The organism is Serratia sp. BNK-12 (assembly GCF_047456085.1).
In the GTDB taxonomy this organism is placed as follows: Bacteria; Pseudomonadota; Gammaproteobacteria; order Enterobacterales; family Enterobacteriaceae; genus Serratia; species Serratia liquefaciens.
Map to the genome: position 1 here is coordinate 1,968,930 of NZ_CP179896.1, position 16,982 is coordinate 1,985,911.

General features: G+C 56.1%; 14 protein-coding genes. 10 read left to right on the forward strand and 4 right to left on the reverse strand.

All coding sequences use genetic code 11. The annotated features are described in order from the left end of the window. Positions 1-16 precede the first annotated feature (16 nt). Entirely contained in the window at positions 17-1,414 is a 1,398-nt protein-coding gene (gene fliD / locus ACMGG1_RS09030) for a flagellar filament capping protein FliD (RefSeq protein WP_410528798.1), read from the reverse strand. Positions 1,415-1,695: 281 nt separating this feature from the next. Here fliD and ACMGG1_RS09035 point away from each other — a divergent pair, with 281 nt between their 5' ends. The 7 genes from ACMGG1_RS09035 (at position 1,696) to tcyN (ending at position 7,895) form a co-directional block, all read left to right on the forward strand. Then, a complete protein-coding gene (locus tag ACMGG1_RS09035; RefSeq protein ID WP_201896283.1) occupies positions 1,696-2,967 on the forward strand; it encodes a FliC/FljB family flagellin in 1,272 nt (423 codons plus the stop codon). Positions 2,968-3,151: 184 nt separating this feature from the next. Continuing rightward, positions 3,152-3,874 carry an RNA polymerase sigma factor FliA gene (locus tag ACMGG1_RS09040; protein ID WP_020827491.1) on the forward strand — a complete coding sequence of 241 codons (723 nt, stop codon included), beginning with the start codon at positions 3,152-3,154 and terminating at the stop codon, positions 3,872-3,874. Positions 3,875-3,932: 58 nt separating this feature from the next. After that, on the forward strand, positions 3,933-4,442 hold the full coding sequence (gene fliZ / locus ACMGG1_RS09045) for a flagella biosynthesis regulatory protein FliZ (RefSeq protein WP_041414695.1): 510 nt from the start codon (positions 3,933-3,935) through the stop codon (positions 4,440-4,442). A 127-nt stretch (positions 4,443-4,569) separates the two neighbouring features. Further along, positions 4,570-5,562 carry a D-cysteine desulfhydrase gene (locus tag ACMGG1_RS09050; RefSeq protein ID WP_128864765.1) on the forward strand — a complete coding sequence of 331 codons (993 nt, stop codon included), beginning with the start codon at positions 4,570-4,572 and terminating at the stop codon, positions 5,560-5,562. A gap of 114 nt (positions 5,563-5,676) precedes the next feature. Then, positions 5,677-6,477, forward strand: a complete 801-nt coding sequence (gene tcyJ / locus ACMGG1_RS09055) for a cystine ABC transporter substrate-binding protein (protein WP_414161310.1) — start codon at positions 5,677-5,679, stop codon at positions 6,475-6,477. Beyond that, positions 6,477-7,139, forward strand: coding sequence for a cystine ABC transporter permease (gene tcyL / locus ACMGG1_RS09060; RefSeq protein ID WP_020827487.1), 663 nt, complete (start codon positions 6,477-6,479; stop codon positions 7,137-7,139). Before tcyJ ends, tcyL begins: the two co-directional genes overlap by 1 nt. Before the next feature lie 3 nt (positions 7,140-7,142). Beyond that, positions 7,143-7,895, forward strand: a complete 753-nt coding sequence (tcyN, locus tag ACMGG1_RS09065) for an L-cystine ABC transporter ATP-binding protein TcyN (protein WP_046373263.1) — start codon at positions 7,143-7,145, stop codon at positions 7,893-7,895. A 31-nt stretch (positions 7,896-7,926) separates the two neighbouring features. On the opposite strand, the gene ACMGG1_RS09070 is transcribed toward tcyN, so the two are convergent. The 3 genes from ACMGG1_RS09070 to putA form a co-directional block, all read right to left on the reverse strand. Next, on the reverse strand, positions 7,927-8,340 hold the full coding sequence (locus ACMGG1_RS09070) for a type II toxin-antitoxin system HicB family antitoxin (RefSeq protein ID WP_048760245.1): 414 nt from the start codon (positions 8,338-8,340) through the stop codon (positions 7,927-7,929). A 29-nt stretch (positions 8,341-8,369) separates the two neighbouring features. Continuing rightward, positions 8,370-8,552 carry a type II toxin-antitoxin system HicA family toxin gene (locus ACMGG1_RS09075; RefSeq protein ID WP_048760244.1) on the reverse strand — a complete coding sequence of 61 codons (183 nt, stop codon included), beginning with the start codon at positions 8,550-8,552 and terminating at the stop codon, positions 8,370-8,372. A gap of 166 nt (positions 8,553-8,718) precedes the next feature. Next, positions 8,719-12,690 carry a trifunctional transcriptional regulator/proline dehydrogenase/L-glutamate gamma-semialdehyde dehydrogenase gene (gene putA / locus ACMGG1_RS09080; RefSeq protein ID WP_046373266.1) on the reverse strand — a complete coding sequence of 1,324 codons (3,972 nt, stop codon included), beginning with the start codon at positions 12,688-12,690 and terminating at the stop codon, positions 8,719-8,721. A gap of 556 nt (positions 12,691-13,246) precedes the next feature. Between putA and putP the strand changes: the two genes are divergently transcribed. The 3 genes from putP to efeO all read left to right on the forward strand — a co-directional run bounded on the left by putP (position 13,247) and on the right by efeO (position 16,980). Next, the gene (gene putP / locus ACMGG1_RS09085) at positions 13,247-14,731 is read left to right on the forward strand and encodes a sodium/proline symporter PutP (protein WP_046373267.1); all 1,485 of its coding nucleotides are present in this window, start codon (positions 13,247-13,249) and stop codon (positions 14,729-14,731) included. 248 nt (positions 14,732-14,979) lie between these two features. Continuing rightward, positions 14,980-15,825 (forward strand): iron uptake transporter permease EfeU, encoded by an 846-nt coding sequence (gene efeU, locus ACMGG1_RS09090; protein ID WP_020827481.1) that lies wholly within the window; start codon positions 14,980-14,982, stop codon positions 15,823-15,825. 18 nt (positions 15,826-15,843) lie between these two features. Continuing rightward, positions 15,844-16,980 carry an iron uptake system protein EfeO gene (gene efeO / locus ACMGG1_RS09095; protein ID WP_201896285.1) on the forward strand — a complete coding sequence of 379 codons (1,137 nt, stop codon included), beginning with the start codon at positions 15,844-15,846 and terminating at the stop codon, positions 16,978-16,980. Positions 16,981-16,982 lie beyond the last annotated feature (2 nt).

Below are 16,982 nucleotides of genomic sequence, written 5' to 3' on the forward strand. Positions count from 1 at the left end.
CCTGGTTAAAAAGTTCTTACTTGAACTGTTGTTTTAAATAATCACCGGTGCCACTCAGCTTGGACATCATGGTATCCAGTTGGACGAATTGTTGTTTATAGCGATCGATAGTGCTTTGAATGCTGGCCGTGACGGTGGTGATCTTGCTGTTCAGGCGGTCAAGGCTGGTATTGATGCTTTTGGTCGAGTTCTCAATGATGCCGCCGGCCTTGATGTAGCTTTGGATCTCATTGTGGATCTCGGTGGCCATGCCGGTATCTTTGCCGTTGCCGGCGAAGAAGTTGGCAACCTGCTCGGGTTTTTCATCGATGGCTTTGTTGAGCTTGGTGCTGTCGATCTCCAGCTTGCCGGTTTTGGTGTTGGTGGTGATCCCCAGGTTACCCAGCCCCTTCAGCTCCGGGTTGTCCTGCGCGCCGCTGAGCGCACTTTTAATCGAAGACTGAACACCGCGCAGGGTGTTATCCCCCAGCAGCGCGCCGTTTTTGGCATTCTGCGCCTCGCCGGTTTTGACCGGGGTATATTTGGTCAGCGAGTTAAAGGTATCCAGCAGTGAGTTATAGTTGTCGACCCAGTCTTTGATTTTGTCGGCGGTGCCGGTTTTATCGGTGCTGATCACCAGGTTCTGCGGCTCATCTTTCTTGGTGACGGTTTTCAGATCGATGGTCACGCCCTGCAGGGCATCGGCAATTGAGTTGGTGCTGCGTTTGATTTTCGTGCCGTTAACCAAGACTTCAGCATCCTGACCGGCCACGGTTTGCTTCATTGCGTTGCTTTTGGCAGCGGAGTCGTAGTTGAGGATGGCGCCCAACTTATCGTCATTGTTGACCTGGACCGAAACGGTGTTTTTCTCGCCGGTGGCCGTGGAGCTGATCGCCAATTGATAGTCGTTGTCACCCACCCGCATGATGCTGGCGTTGACGCCGGCTTTGGCATTGTTAATCGCATCGCGCATTTCCACCAGCGAGGTTTGATCATCGCTCAGTGGGATCTTCACTTCTTTCTGCGGGTCCCCTGCGGTGATGCTGATTGAGCGGTCAATGCTGCCGGGCGTGCCGAGTTTTTCCGTCTGATTGGTAATCGACGCCTGTGTGGTCAGCGTTTGCGGCTGTGCCAGTTTTTGAACTTCGACAATGTAGTTCCCCGCCACGGCCTTGTCGGTGGTGGTGATGGCAAACTGATCGTGTTTGCTGGCGGTGGTGTTATTGAAAAACGTCGGTTTCGCCAGCTCTTTACTGAGGTTATCGAACTTTTCCAGCGAGCCTTTCAGGGTGCCGTAGGCGGTCAACTGGGCGTTGTAGCTGGTCTGCTGGGTGGTGTACGGGGTCAGACGCTGCTGTTCCGCTTTGGTCAGCTTGTCCAGCAAGCCGTTGAGGTCGAGTCCTGAGCCGATGCCTAATGAACTGATCGATGCCATTCGTAATTCTCCTTAATAATGACTTTATTCGCTTTACGCGTTTATCGGCCCAGCGGAGAAAAAGTTTACCGAAAAGTTTAAAAACCGATGGCGCAATAGAGGAAGAAAAAAACGCGTTATTTCTGCCATTGCGGCGAAGCGAAAAAAAAACAAAAAATTTCTAAAGGTTGCAGGGGGAGGGCCGATACCTGATGGGACGGTGGTTGACGCCGTGGGCAAAGCAGCCCGAACCTTTTAACTACGTTGCGAAGATCGCAACTGACACGTAAGGAAAGCATACAATGGCACAAGTAATTAATACCAACAGCCTGTCGCTGATGGCGCAGAACAACCTGAACAAATCTCAGTCTTCTTTGGGTACTGCGATCGAGCGTCTGTCTTCCGGTCTGCGTATCAACAGCGCCAAGGATGATGCCGCGGGTCAGGCGATCTCTAACCGTTTCACCGCTAACATCAAAGGCCTGACTCAGGCTTCCCGTAACGCCAACGACGGTATCTCTCTGGCGCAGACCACTGAAGGCGCACTGAACGAAGTTAACGACAACCTGCAAAACATCCGTCGTCTGACCGTACAGTCTCAGAACGGTTCTAACTCTTCCAGCGACCTGCAGTCCATCCAGGACGAAATCGGCGAACGTCTGGCTGAGATCAACCGTATCTCTGAACAAACCGACTTCAACGGCGTGAAAGTGCTGAGCGGCGATCAGAAGCTGACCATCCAGGTGGGTGCCAACGACAACGAAACTATCCAGATCGATCTGAAGAACATCAACGCCAAAACTCTGGGCCTGGACAAATTCAGCGTAGCAGATCCACTGGATGCCTCTAAAGTGGGCACCACCGCGGTGACTGCGACCGATAAAATGGGTGCACCGACCATTGCTGCGGACAGCAAGGCTGCAACGCCTAAAACCAGCGACGGTAAACTGTACTCTGCTGACGACGGTACTGGTACTGTTAACTACTTCGTTAAATCTACCGACGGCGGCATTTATGACGCGACCGTAGATGCGACCGGTAAAGCGAGCTGGGATTCAAGTGCTGCAGCAACTAAGCCTACTGCAGGCATGAAAGAAGCTGCTCAGGTTAAAGTTGGCACCAACACGGTTAGCGGTCTGGCGACTGGCGATGAACTGCGCACTTACACCGATGCAGCGGGTAAAGCAGGTTACGTAGTTAAAGGCAAAGATGCTGATGGCAACGACGCTTTCTTCAAAGCCACTGTTGACTCCGCTGGTAAAGTGACCAAAGGCGTTCAGCAATCTACCGACCCTAAAACTGCCGACCCACTGGCAACCCTGGACAAAGCACTGTCTCAGGTTGATGGTCTGCGTTCTTCCCTGGGTGCGGTACAGAACCGTTTCGATTCTGTTATCAACAACCTGAACAGCACCGTGAACAACCTGTCTGCTTCTCAGTCTCGTATTCAAGATGCTGACTACGCGACCGAAGTGTCTAACATGAGCCGTGCCAACATCCTGCAACAGGCTGGCACCTCTGTTCTGGCACAGGCTAACCAGTCTACTCAGAACGTGTTGTCCCTGCTGCGTTAATCGACTCTCCCCGATTAACCTGTCGCAAAAGAACCCCGCTTCGGCGGGGTTTTTTTATGGTCGCGCACCGCTCAGCTAATGCATGGCGCAAATAAGGCCCGTTTTGTACGACTGTTCTGCCGATTGGCATTTTGCCCCCTACGGATAATAGCGCTGACTCTCTTATCCGCAGGTTTTAGACATAGTGAGCGATCTGTATACCGCCGAAGGCGTGATGGACAAAAATTCTCTCTGGCTGCGCTACGTTCCGTTAGTGCGCCACGAGGCGTTGCGCCTGCAGGTCAGGCTGCCCGCCAGCGTGGAGCTCGACGATCTGCTGCAGGCCGGGGGAATTGGGTTGTTAAACGCCGTTGAGCGTTATGACGCCCTGCAGGGAACCGCCTTTACCACCTATGCGGTGCAACGCATTCGCGGCGCCATGCTCGATGAGTTGCGCAGCCGTGACTGGGTACCGCGCAGCGTGCGTCGCCATGCCCGTGAAGTGGCGCAGGTGATGCGGCAGTTGGAACAGCGGCTCGGCAGGCCGGCCAGCGAAGTGGAAGTGGCGCAGACGCTGAACCTGCCACTGGATGAGTACCGTCAAATTCTGTTGGACACCAATAACAGTCAGCTTTTTTCCTACGACGAATGGCGGGAAGAGCATGGCGAAAGCGCGGAACCGCTGCTGGAAGGGCACGAAGAGGCCAATCCGTTACATCATCTGCTGGAGGGCAATTTACGCCAACGGGTGATTGACGCCATTGAGGCGTTGCCGGAACGCGAAAAAATGGTGCTGACGCTGTATTACCAGGAAGAGTTGAACCTGAAAGAGATCGGCGCCGTGCTGGACGTAGGGGAATCACGTGTCAGCCAATTGCATAGCCAGGCAATAAAACGCCTGCGCTCCCGCCTGGCGAACGAGAACTGACATGCACTCAACTCTGACCCTTCAACCTGATCACCATTGCGATAATCGGACTGCTTCTATGCCAGGAATATTATTGAAAAAACGGCCGCTGAGTCGTTATTTGAAAGATTACAAACACAGCCAGACCCATTGCTCTCAGTGCGGCAAGCTATTGGATCGCATGGCGTTGGTGTTTCGTGGCAAGATCATCAACAAAGATGCCATTGCGCGCATGGATCAGCCGATTGACGATCACGTTTGGCTGAATGTGCAAAATGAGCTGACGGCGCTGTGCCGCTTTTGCAGTGAGATCTCCTGCAATAGCCATCCGAGCTATTTCGATATTATGTCGTTCAAGCAATATCTGTTTGAGCAAACCGAAATGAGCCACAGCACCATCCGTGAATACGTGGTGCGCCTGCGTCGGCTGGATGAAATGCTGGTGGAACGCAACTATCCGGCGGATAAATTCGCCAGTAACGCCAGCCATCAGCGTATTATCGAAGACTTGCCTTCTGCGGCGCACAACAATTACCGCATTGCGCTGCGCAAATATGACCAGTACCTTGCCTGGCAAAAAAGCTACTGATCTGGCTTCCCCGGCACGCCAGCCGGGGATCTTACCCTTTCCCCGTCACGAATAAAGAGTGATTATTAGGTTCACATCTGCTAAATCTATCGTTTAGATGTTGATACCTGATTCCCTGGGGGAAGTTGTGAATCTGCAACACAAACTGGCGCAATTCCCGCGCCTCGATTTAGTGGGCTCTGCCACTCCGCTCGAAAAACTGTCTCGCCTTTCAGACTACCTTGGCCGCGAAATTTACATCAAACGTGACGACGTCACGCCGATGGCGATGGGCGGTAACAAATTGAGAAAACTGGAATTTCTTGCCGCAGAAGCGCTGCATCAAGGCGCGGACACGCTGGTCACCGCCGGCGCCATCCAATCTAACCATGTGCGCCAAACGGCTGCAGTGGCGGCCAAGCTGGGTCTGCACTGCGTAGCGCTGCTGGAAAACCCAATCGATACTCAGGCAGAAAACTACCTGACCAACGGTAACCGCTTGCTGCTCGGGTTGTTTAACGCGGAAGTGGTGATGTGTGACGCGTTGCATGACCCGCAACAGCAGTTGGCCGATCTGGCGACCCGTCTTGAAGGGCAAGGCTTCCGGCCTTATGTGGTGCCGGTAGGCGGCTCCAATGCGCTGGGGGCGCTGGGTTACGTGCAGTGTGCGTTGGAAATTGCCGAGCAGAGCCAGCGCAGCAACGTCGCATTCAGCTCAGTAGTGGTGGCCTCCGGCAGCGCAGGGACCCATGCCGGGCTGGCCGTTGGCCTGCAGCAGTTGCTGCCGGAAACGCAACTGATTGGTGTAACTGTTTCACGCAAGGTGATCGACCAGTTGCCCAAGGTGGAGCTGATCCAAAAAGCGCTGGCCTGCTCATTGGATATTGACCAACTGGCACCGATTACGCTGTGGGACGACTATTTTGCGCCGCAGTACGGTATGCCAAACGAAGAAGGCACGGCGGCGATACAGCTTTTGGCGCAGCAGGAAGGGGTGTTGTTGGATCCGGTTTACAGCGGCAAGGCGATGGCCGGTCTGATCGACGGCGTAGCCCAGCAGCGCTTCCGTGACGAGGGCCCGATCCTGTTTATCCATACCGGCGGTGCGCCGGCGCTGTTCGCCTATCATCCACAGGTGTAAGCGCGCTTTGTTATTCCATTTTGAACTATATTTATAAGGTTATATTCCTTCAAGCAGGCGGTCACACTGTTAAAGTGCTGATATCAAAAAAGATAAACAACAGATGGGGTGTTTATGATCTTTTCCAAAGTTCGTCGTCAATTGCTGCTGGGCGTGATGAGCGTTGCGCTGACCGCCGGTTTGAGCACGCAGACCTATGCCGCCGATAACCTGCTGGAGCAGGTGAAGCATCACGGGACCCTGGTTGTCGGGTTGGAAGGCACTTATCCGCCGTTCAGCTTCCAGGGGGAAGACGGAAAATTGACCGGCTTCGAGGTGGATTTCGCCAACGCCCTGGCGGAGCATCTTGGCGTTAAAGCCAAGCTGAATCCTACCAAGTGGGACGGCATGCTGGCTTCGCTGGACTCAAAACGCATCGACGTGGTGATCAATCAGGTGACCATTTCCGACGAGCGCAAAAAGAAATACGATTTCTCGACGCCTTATACCGTCTCCGGTATTCAGGCCTTGGTGAAGAAAGGCAACGAAGGCACCATCACCAAGCCGGAAGATATGAAGGGTAAAAAGGTCGGCGTGGGCCTGGGCACCAACTACGAGCAATGGTTGCGTGACAATGTGCAGGGCGTGGACGTGCGTACCTATGATGATGACCCGACCAAATACCAGGATCTGCGCGTAGGCCGTATCAACGCTATTCTGGTTGACCGTCTGGCGGCATTGGATCTGGTGAAGAAAACCGGCGACACGCTGGCGGTAGCCGGTCCGGCGTTCTCTCGTCAGGAATCCGGCGTGGCGGTGCGTAAAAACAACCCGGAACTGCTGGCTGCGATTAACCAGGCGATTGCCGAAATGCAAAAAGACGGCACGCTGGCGAAGATCTCCGAGAAATGGTTTGGCGCGGACGTAACTAAATAATGCACGAAAGTATCCAACTGGCGCTGGATTCAGCGCCATTTTTATTGCGGGGCGCGATCCTCACTCTCCAGCTCAGTCTGGGGGGCATGGCGCTCGGTTTACTGCTCGGTTTTCTGCTGGCGCTGATGCGCCTTTCGCCGTTATGGCCGCTGTCATGGCTGTCGCGCATTTATGTGTCACTGTTTCGCGGTACGCCGTTGATTGCCCAGCTGTTCATGATTTACTACGGCCTGCCGCAGTTCGGTATCGAGTTTGATCCCTTCCCGGCGGCGCTGATTGGCCTGTCGCTCAATACTGCCGCCTATACTTCGGAAACCCTGCGTGCCGCGATTTCGTCGATCGAAAAAGGGCAGTGGGAAGCGGCAGCCAGCATCGGCATGACCCGCTGGCAGACGCTGCGTCGGGTGATCCTGCCGCAGGCGGCGCGTACCGCATTGCCGCCGTTGGGCAACAGCTTTATCGGCCTGGTGAAGGACACCTCGCTGGCGGCGACCATTCAGGTGCCGGAACTGTTCCGTCAGGCGCAGTTGATTACCTCGCGTACCCTGGAAGTGTTCACCATGTATCTGGCGGCCTCGCTGATTTACTGGGTGATGGCGACCCTGCTTTCTGCGCTGCAAAATCGTCTGGAAGCCCACGTAAACCGCCAGGATCAGGAGTAACGCATGAGTGCCATTGAAGTGAAAAAACTGACCAAGCAGTTCAACGGTCAAACGGTGCTGCATGGGATTGATCTGGAAGTCGGTGCCGGTGAGGTAGTGGCGATTATCGGGCCAAGCGGCTCGGGGAAAACCACCTTATTGCGCAGCATCAACCTGCTGGAAGTGCCGGATTCCGGTACCATTCGCGTCGGCGATATACTGATCGACGGTTCCAAGCCACTGAGCAAACAGAAAAAACAGGTTCGTGCCTTACGCCAGCAGGTGGGGTTCGTGTTTCAGAACTTCAATCTGTTCCCGCACCGTTCGGTATTGGAAAATATTATTGAAGGTCCGGTCATCGTAAAAGGCGAGCCCAAGGCCAGCGCGGAACAACGCGCACGGGCCTTGTTGACCAAAGTGGGGCTGAGCGGCAAAGAGTCGGCCTATCCGCGCCGTCTTTCCGGCGGCCAGCAGCAGCGGGTGGCGATTGCCAGGGCGCTGGCGATGCAACCGGAAGTGATCCTGTTTGACGAACCGACCTCGGCGCTCGACCCGGAGCTGGTGGGCGAGGTGCTCAACACCATACGTTCGCTGGCGGAAGAAAAGCGCACCATGGTGATCGTCACGCACGAGATGAGCTTTGCCCGCGACGTGGCCGACCGCGCCATTTTTATGGACCACGGTCGTATCGTGGAGCAAGGGCCGGCAAAAGAGCTGTTCGCTAATCCGCAGCACCAGCGTACCCAACAATTCCTCGACAAGTTTTTGAATCAGTAAGCAGGGGGGCGTTCAGCCCCCTGGCTATTGACTACCCGGCTTTCAATAATTCATTGCGGGCGGCGGCGGCCAAAAAGGCGCTGCGGCTACCGTAACCGGGATGCTGCTGCACCAGAGAATCTATGCGGTTCAGCAGGCGGTGCGGCAAGGTAATATTGATACGCTCCGCCCGACCATCAAACTTATCCATATTAATATTGACCAACAACCACTGCCCGCCATTCAGACTGTCGTTATTCTGTGCCAGATGAAAGGTCACGGCCTGTGGGCCGGGAATGGGCTGATTGTCTTCGCTCAAGAATTCGAAATGGGCGTCCAGCGCACTTCTGGCGTCTTCAAAGGCTCTGTCCAGGGTATCGCCGGCAAAATAGCAGCCTGGCACATCGGGAAAGAAGCCGCTGGCGCTGCCGTCCGGTTCAGAATGTACATAAGCTGGGTAGAACATAATTTCTCCTGTTAACTCATGGCGTCGGGTTAGCACAATCCGGCATCTTTCATGATTTGGCGCAGCGTCCCCGCTTTCAGATCCTTTCGCGGATGTGGAACGGTGATCACCAGACGGGAGTTCGGGTGCTTAAACTGATGGTGGCTTCCCTTGATCCGCGTTAAAACCCAACCTTCCTGTTCTAATAGCCCGATCAGTTCTGAACTTTTCACGCGATTACCGTCCCTTTATGATACACACCATACACACTTTTTGACAACCAGGGCGATACGCTAGCGTGTAGAAAGGGCGCAGACAATAAAAAACCCTGCACGAATGCAGGGTTTGCGGGAGGGTTCGCAGATTAAGTGACCTGCGGCGGTCATCCAGTCAGACGGATTACCCTATGGTCATCAGGCTGGCGTTACCGCCGGCAGCTGCGGTATTGACGCTCAGCGAGCGCTCGATCAGCAGGCGTTCCAACAGAATATTGGTTTCGCCGTGAGCAAAGCCCTGCACTGAAACGATCGCGCCGCTGCGCTGGGCGATTTGCTCGCACAGGGTGCGCAGCTGATCGGCGTCGCCATGGTAAATGGCGGCATCGAACTCCACCTTGTCCTGCTGCCAGTCTTTGCTGAAGCTGATGCTGGCCTGAACCGCCGCCGGCAGGCGGCGATACAGGGTGCGTTGCAGCTCGGCTTCCGGCCACAGCACGCTGCTGCCGACGGCCAGTACTGCAGCCAACTGCGTCAAGGCATCGGCCTCGTTATCGGCCAGGCAGAGTACGCGCTCACGCGGCAACAGGGCATAGGTATTGCGCTCGCCGGTAGGGCCAGGCAGTGGACGTAGGGTACCGCCCTGGCCCAGTTCGGCGTAGCGTTGCGCCAACGTCACCAGATCGCGCTGGTTTTCGGCAATCGCCCATTGCTCCAGCGCCTGATGGGCTTTGAGCAACTGTGGCCGCGCGGTGGCTTCCAGCGGGCGTTCTTCGTCCTGGCGGTGCAGGGTGCGTTGCACCGCATCATCCGGGCGGTTGGCCAGCAGGCGATACAGGTACAGCGGGCCACCGGCTTTAGGACCTGTGCCGGACAGGCCTTCGCCACCAAATGGCTGCACGCCGACCACGGCGCCAACCATGTTGCGGTTAACGTACAGGTTGCCCACCTTGGCGCGTTCGGTCACGCGGGCGATGGTTTCATCAATACGGGTGTGAACGCCCAGCGTCAGACCATAACCGGCGGCGTTGATCTGATCGACCAGCGACTCCAGATTGGTGCGTTGGAAGCGGACCACGTGCAGCACCGGGCCGAAGATCTCTTTTTGCAGCTCGTCGAAGCTGTCCAGTTCGATCAGGGTTGGCTTGATAAAGGTGCCACGGGACCACTCTTTCTCATCCTGTACGTTGCCTTTCGCGGCCTGATAGACCTTACGGCCCTTGGCGCGCATCGCCTGAATATGACGTTCGATGCCGGTTTTGGCCTCGGCGTCGATCACCGGCCCGATATCGGTCGACAGGCGTTCCGGGTTGCCCATGCGGCATTCGGCCATAGCGCCGCGCAGCATTTGCAGCGTGTGTTCCGCCACGTCTTCCTGAATGCACAGGATACGCAGGGCGGAGCAGCGTTGGCCTGCGCTGTCGAATGCGGAGGCGACCACGTCAGTCACTACCTGTTCGGTCAGAGCGGAAGAGTCGACGATCATGGCGTTCAGACCACCTGTTTCGGCAATCAGCGGCGTTGGACGACCTTGCGGATCCAGACGGCCTGCGATGCTGCGTTGCAGGATACCGGCAACGTCGGTCGAGCCGGTAAACATCACGCCGCGAACCCGAGCGTCATTAACCAGAACCGAGCCGACGCTTTCGCCCTGACCCGGCAGCAGTTGCAGCACGCCTTGCGGAATGCCAGCTTCCAACAGAATGCGCACCGCCTGTGCGGCGATCAGCGGCGTTTGCTCTGCCGGTTTGGCCAGAACGCTGTTGCCTGCCGCCAGCGCAGCGGCAATCTGACCGGTGAAGATGGCCAGCGGGAAGTTCCACGGGCTGATACACACCACTGGGCCCAGCGGACGGTGGCTGTCATTGGCGAAATCATCGCGCACCTGACCGGCGTAGTAATGCAGGAAGTCGACCGCTTCGCGCACTTCGGCGATGGCGTTGTTAAAGGTTTTGCCCGCTTCGCGCACCAGAATGCCCAACAGGCTTTGCAGTTGGCCTTCCATCAGTTCGGCGGCGCGCTCAAGAATGGCGGCGCGCTCGGACGGCGGGGTGGCAAACCAGATTGGACCGGCGGCAGCGGCGGCGTCGAGCGCCCGGCTGACTTCACCTTCGGTGGCTTCACGCACGTAACCGACCACGTCGCCCGGCTCGGCAGGGTTAATGACCGGTTGCTCCACGCCCTGATCCAGCTCGGCGTCAATAATCGGCTCTGCGCGCCAGGGTTGAGTAGCGCTGGTCAGCAGTGCACTGGACAGAGACGCCAGACGCTGTTCGTTCGACAGGTCCAGGCCGCTGGAGTTGATGCGCTTGGTGCCATAGAGTTCACGCGGCAACGGAATGCGTGGGTGCGGCAGACCAAGTTGACCTTCGCTGGTGGCCAGGGCTTCGACCGCGGTGACCGGATCGGCAACCAGTTCGTCGAGCGGCAGGGTGGCATCGGCGATACGGTTAACGAACGAGGTGTTAGCGCCGTTTTCCAGCAGGCGACGCACCAGATACGCCAACAGCGTTTCATGGGTGCCGACCGGAGCATAGATGCGGCATGGACGGTTCAGTTTACCGTCGGCCACTTTACCCACCACTTGCTCGTACAGCGGTTCGCCCATGCCGTGCAGGCATTGGAACTCATACTGGCCAGGGTAGTAGTTGTTGCCCGCCAGATGATAAATCGCGCTCAGGGTATGGGCGTTATGGGTCGCGAACTGCGGATAAATCAGGTTCGGCACCGCCAGCAGTTTGCGGGCGCAGGCCAGGTAGGAAACGTCGGTGTAGACCTTGCGGGTGTAAACCGGATAGCCTTCCAGCCCGTCCATTTGGGCGCGTTTGATTTCGCTGTCCCAGTAGGCGCCTTTCACCAGACGGATCATCAGGCGACGGCGGCTGCGTTGTGCCATGTCGATGACTGCATCGATGGCGAACGGGCAGCGTTTCTGATAGGCCTGGATCACAAAGCCGATGCCGTTCCAACCGGCCAACTGAGGTTCGAAGCACAGCTTCTCCAGCAGGTCGAGCGAGATTTCCAGGCGATCGGCCTCTTCAGCATCGATATTGATGCCGATGTCGTATTGGCGCGCCTGCAGGGTCAATGACAGCAGGCGAGGGTAAAGCTCTTCCATTACGCGTTCGTACTGCGCGCGGCTATAACGCGGGTGCAAAGCGGACAGCTTGATCGAAATGCCCGGGCCTTCATAGATGCCGCGGCCGTTCGACGCTTTGCCGATCGCATGGATTGCCTGCTGGTAAGACACCAGATAGGCCTGCGCGTCGGCTTCGGTCAGGGCGGCTTCACCCAGCATGTCGTAGGAATAACGGAACCCTTTGTCTTCCAGCTTGCGGGCGTTGGCCAGCGCTTCGGCGATGGTTTCGCCGGTCACGAACTGTTCGCCCATCAGGCGCATCGCCATATCGACGCCTTTACGGATCAGCGGTTCGCCGCTTTTGCCGATAATGCGGTTCAGCGAGCGTGACAGGTTGGCTTCATTATGGGTGGATACCAGTTTGCCGGTGAACAACAGGCCCCAGGTGGCGGCGTTAACAAACAGCGATGGGCTACGGCCGAGGTGAGAATGCCAGTTGCCGTTGCTGATTTTATCGCGGATCAGCGCATCGCGGGTTGGCTTGTCTGGAATGCGCAGCAGGGCTTCGGCCAGGCACATCAGCGCCACGCCTTCCTGTGAAGACAAGGAGAACTCTTGCAGCAGCCCTTGCACCATACCGGCGCGGCCATTTGCACTCTTTTGGTTACGCAACTTCTCGGCGATGTCGTAAGCCATCTTGTGGGTAGCTTTGGCAAGATCGGCAGGTAATCGCGCCTGTTCGAGCAACATCGGCACCGCTTCAGTCTCAGGGCGGCGATAGGCCGCGGTGATGGCTGCGCGATTAACCGACTGCGGCAGAATTTGTTCTGCAAATTCAAGGAATGGCTGGTGGGACTCTTCCTGCACTTGCGGCATAATGTCGTCCGCTTCGGCCTGGCCGGCAGCGGCAAGTGCTGGAATTTCAGGGATATCGGAACCGTTCTCGAGACGTTCGAGATAATTAAAAATGGCCTGCTTGATCAGCCAGTGCGGCGTGCGATCGATACGCTGTGCGGCGCTTTTGATTCGCTCGCGAGTGGCCTCGTCGAGTTTCACGCCCATTGTGGTAGTGCCCATGCCAATCCAACTCCTGTGTTAAGAACCTATCCCATCAGGCTATACAAACTGCGGGCCAGATAGGCTGCTGGGATAGGTTCGTGCGTTGTGTGCTGTGATGAATGCAGACAATATCCTGCATGTTGCAACTTTGTGCAACCGTGTTAAATCAGGCGGATGAACGAAGTGTGAGTTCCATCGATTTTTTAACATCAATAATCGGCATGGTTCTTGCTCTGCCAGTGGGGTGGTATGTCGAGGGGCGGTCGTCTATACGCGTTAACCCTAGCAATATCAGGGGTAACGTTGAATTAGTATGAGGTGCAACTCTGTTTTTGAATGCGGGGTGTAACCTTGCAGGTGGTTAAATGTGACGCAGGGTAAACTTTGTGTAACTTTGTTGTTAAATGTCTTGTTGGATAATCAACAGGTCAACTAGGATAGCCGACGGTCAGACAATTGCGGGGGGAAACTATTTTCACTCGCGGGAGTGTCCGCTTTTCGCCACGTTCCGGCGGATTGGCAAGCAGTAACTATCGCAATACAGCGCGAAATAATAATGAGAGTGGAGAATTTCATGACAATGAGCACACCAATGCTGGTCACCTTCCTGGTGTATATCTTCGGGATGGTGTTAATCGGCCTACTTGCCTACCGGGCAACCAATAACTTTGACGACTACATTCTGGGCGGTCGTAGCCTGGGCAGCGTGGTGACCGCGCTCTCTGCCGGCGCATCGGATATGAGCGGCTGGTTGCTGATGGGCCTGCCGGGCGCCATCTTCCTGTCCGGCATTTCCGAAAGCTGGATTGCGATAGGCCTGACCATCGGCGCTTACCTTAACTGGAAGCTGGTGGCAGGGCGGCTGCGTGTTCATACCGAAGCCAACAATAACGCCCTGACGTTACCGGATTATTTCACCAGCCGTTTTGAAGACAACAGCAAGCTGCTGCGGGTGATCTCCGCCATTGTCATTCTGGTGTTCTTCACTATCTATTGTGCTTCCGGCATCGTCGCCGGTGCGCGTCTGTTCGAAAGCACCTTTGGTATGAGCTACGAAACGGCGCTGTGGGCCGGCGCTGCGGCCACTATCCTTTATACCTTTATCGGCGGATTCCTGGCGGTGAGCTGGACCGACACCGTCCAGGCCAGCCTGATGATTTTCGCGCTGATCCTGACGCCGGTGATTGTTATCTTTGCCGTCGGCGGCATCGATACTTCGATGCTGGTTATCGAAGCGAAAAACCCGGCCAATATCGACATGCTGAAAGGCCTGAACTTTGTGGCTATTCTCTCGCTGCTGGGCTGGGGACTGGGTTACTTCGGTCAGCCGCACATTCTGGCGCGCTTTATGGCGGCCGACTCTCACCGCACTATCCGCAGCGCACGTCGCATCAGCATGACCTGGATGATCCTGTGTCTGGCGGGCACCATTGCCGTTGGTTTCTTCGGTATTGCTTACTTCGCCAATAACCCGGACCAGGCGGGCAACGTGTCGCAAAACGGCGAGCGTGTGTTTATCGAGCTGGCGATGATTCTGTTCAACCCGTGGATCGCCGGCATTTTGCTGTCGGCAATTTTGGCGGCGGTAATGAGTACCCTGAGCTGCCAGCTGTTGGTGTGTTCAAGTGCGATTACCGAAGATCTGTACAAAGCCTTCCTGCGTAAGGGCGCCAGCCAGCGTGAGCTGGTATGGGTAGGGCGCATCATGGTGCTGGTGGTGGCGTTAGTGGCTATCGCGCTGGCGGCAAACCCGGAAAACCGCGTGCTGGGTCTGGTGAGCTACGCCTGGGCCGGCTTCGGCGCTGCCTTCGGTCCGGTGGTGCTGATCTCGGTCATGTGGTCACGCATGACACGTAACGGCGCCCTGGCCGGCATGCTGGTTGGCGCAGTAACGGTGATCGTCTGGAAACACTTCGCCTGGCTGGATCTGTATGAAATCATCCCGGGCTTCCTGTTCGGCTGTATCGCCATCGTGGTGGTGAGCCTGATGGGGCGTTCTCCTTCCGCCACCATTACCGAGCGTTTCGATCAGGCGGAAGCCGAATTCAAAACCGTTTAATCTCTCGCAACGCGAGTCAAAAAGGCGCTTAAGGCGCCTTTTTTATTTCATCCTCCCAGGTTTTTCGTCTTCTTGCGGAAACAACTGGCGACATTTGATTAGAAAAAATCACCCTTGGCGCTCTTGTATTTCTTTCAGCCAGAATGATAATCACTATCGTTGTGTTTTACTTTTCTTTACATTGGCGCTGCCGTCATTTCTGACGTGCGGGCGCTTCGCAGCAGATGCCTTTTTAGGGGTTATTACTTATGTTTGTTCCCTTCCTTATCATGTTCCGTGAGGGGCTGGAGGCGGCGTTGATCGTCAGCCTGATTGCCAGCTACCTGAAACGCACGCAGCGGGGTCAATGGTTAGGCGTGGTATGGATAGGGGTGATTGTTGCCGCCGCTCTGTGCCTGGCGCTCGGCATCTTCATCAATGAAACCACCGGCGAATTCCCGCAAAAGCAGCAAGAGCTGTTCGAGGGCATTGTCGCGGTGGTAGCGGTATTGATCCTGACCTATATGGTGTTCTGGATGCGTAAGGTCTCCAAATCGGTCAAGGTGCATCTGGAAGGCGCCATCGACAATGCGCTCAACTCCGGCAAAGGTCAGGGCTGGGCGCTGGTAGCGATGGTGTTTTTTGCCGTGGCGCGCGAAGGGCTGGAGTCGGTGTTCTTCCTGCTGGCGGCTTTCCAGCAAGACGTGGGGATTGAAGCCCCGATAGGTGCGGTGCTTGGTCTGGTGGCCGCCATTGTACTGGGCATGATGATTTACTGGGGCGGCGTGAAGCTGCACCTGGCCAAATTCTTCAAATGGACCAGCCTGTTTATCCTGTTCGTTGCCGCCGGCCTGGCCGCCGGGGCGATCCGCGCCTTCCACGAAGCCGGGTTGTGGAATCACTTCCAGGACATCGCGTTTGATCTGAGTAACCATCTGTCGACCCACTCCCTGTTTGGTACCCTGCTCGAAGGCATCTTCGGCTACCAGGAAACGCCAACGGTAAGCGAAGTGGCGGTCTACTTCTTGTATTTGATCCCAGCACTGATTTTCTTTTTCCTGCCGCAGCGTGTGGAACCGGTCGCGGTTTCGACGCAACGTAAAATCAATCATTAATTTAATAGGGAATCTTGTATGTCTACTCCGTTATTCCGCCGCAAGGCTTTGCACGCAGCATTACTGGCTCTCCCGGCGTTCGCGCTGAGCATTGATGCCCTGGCGGCGGACGTGCCGCAGGTAAAGATTACCGTTAACGACAAACAGTGTGAGCCGATGCAACTGACGGTGCCGGCCGGTAAAACCCAGTTTGTGGTGCACAACACCAGCCAGAAAAACGTGGAGTGGGAAATTCTGAAAGGGGTGATGGTGGTGGAAGAGCGCGAGAATATCGCACCGGGCTTCACCCAGAAGATGACCGCCAATCTGGAAGCGGGCGAATACGACATGACCTGTGGGCTGCTCAGCAATCCGAAAGGCAAGCTGACCGTGACCGCGGCGGCCGGTGCTGCCACCGACGGCAAACCGAACGCCATGGATTTGGTTGGGCCGATTGCTGAATACAAAGTCTACGTCACCAAAGAAGTGGAAGGGCTGGTCAAACAGACCAAGCTGTTCACCGATGCCGTGAAGGCCGGCAACGTGGCAGAAGCGCGTAAACTCTATGCGCCGACCCGTCAGCATTACGAGCGAATTGAGCCGATCGCCGAGCTGTTCTCCGATTTGGACGGCAGTATCGACGCCCGCGAAGATGACTACGAGAAAAAAGCGGAAGATCCGAAGTTCACCGGTTTCCACCGGCTGGAGAAAGCGCTGTTTGCCGACAACACCACCAAAGACATGAACCAATACGCCGATCGGCTGTACAAGGACACCCTTGAGCTGCAAAAACGCGTGACCGACCTGACCTTCCCGCCAAGCAAGGTGGTGGGCGGCGCTGCGGGCCTGATCGAAGAAGTGGCGGCGAGCAAAATCAGCGGTGAAGAAGACCGTTACAGCCGCACCGACCTGTGGGACTTCCAGGCCAACGTAGACGGCGCGCAAAAAATCGTTAACCTGCTGCGCCCGCTGTTGGTCAAGGCCAACAAGCCGTTGCTGGACAAGATCGACGCCAACTTTAAAACCGTCGATACCATTCTGGCGAAATACAAAACCAAAGATGGCTATGAGTCTTACGAGAAGCTGACCGATGCCGATCGCACCGCCATGAAAGGGCCAATCACCACTCTGGCGGAAGATTTGTCACAGCTGCGTGGCGTTCTGGGTCTGGACTGAGG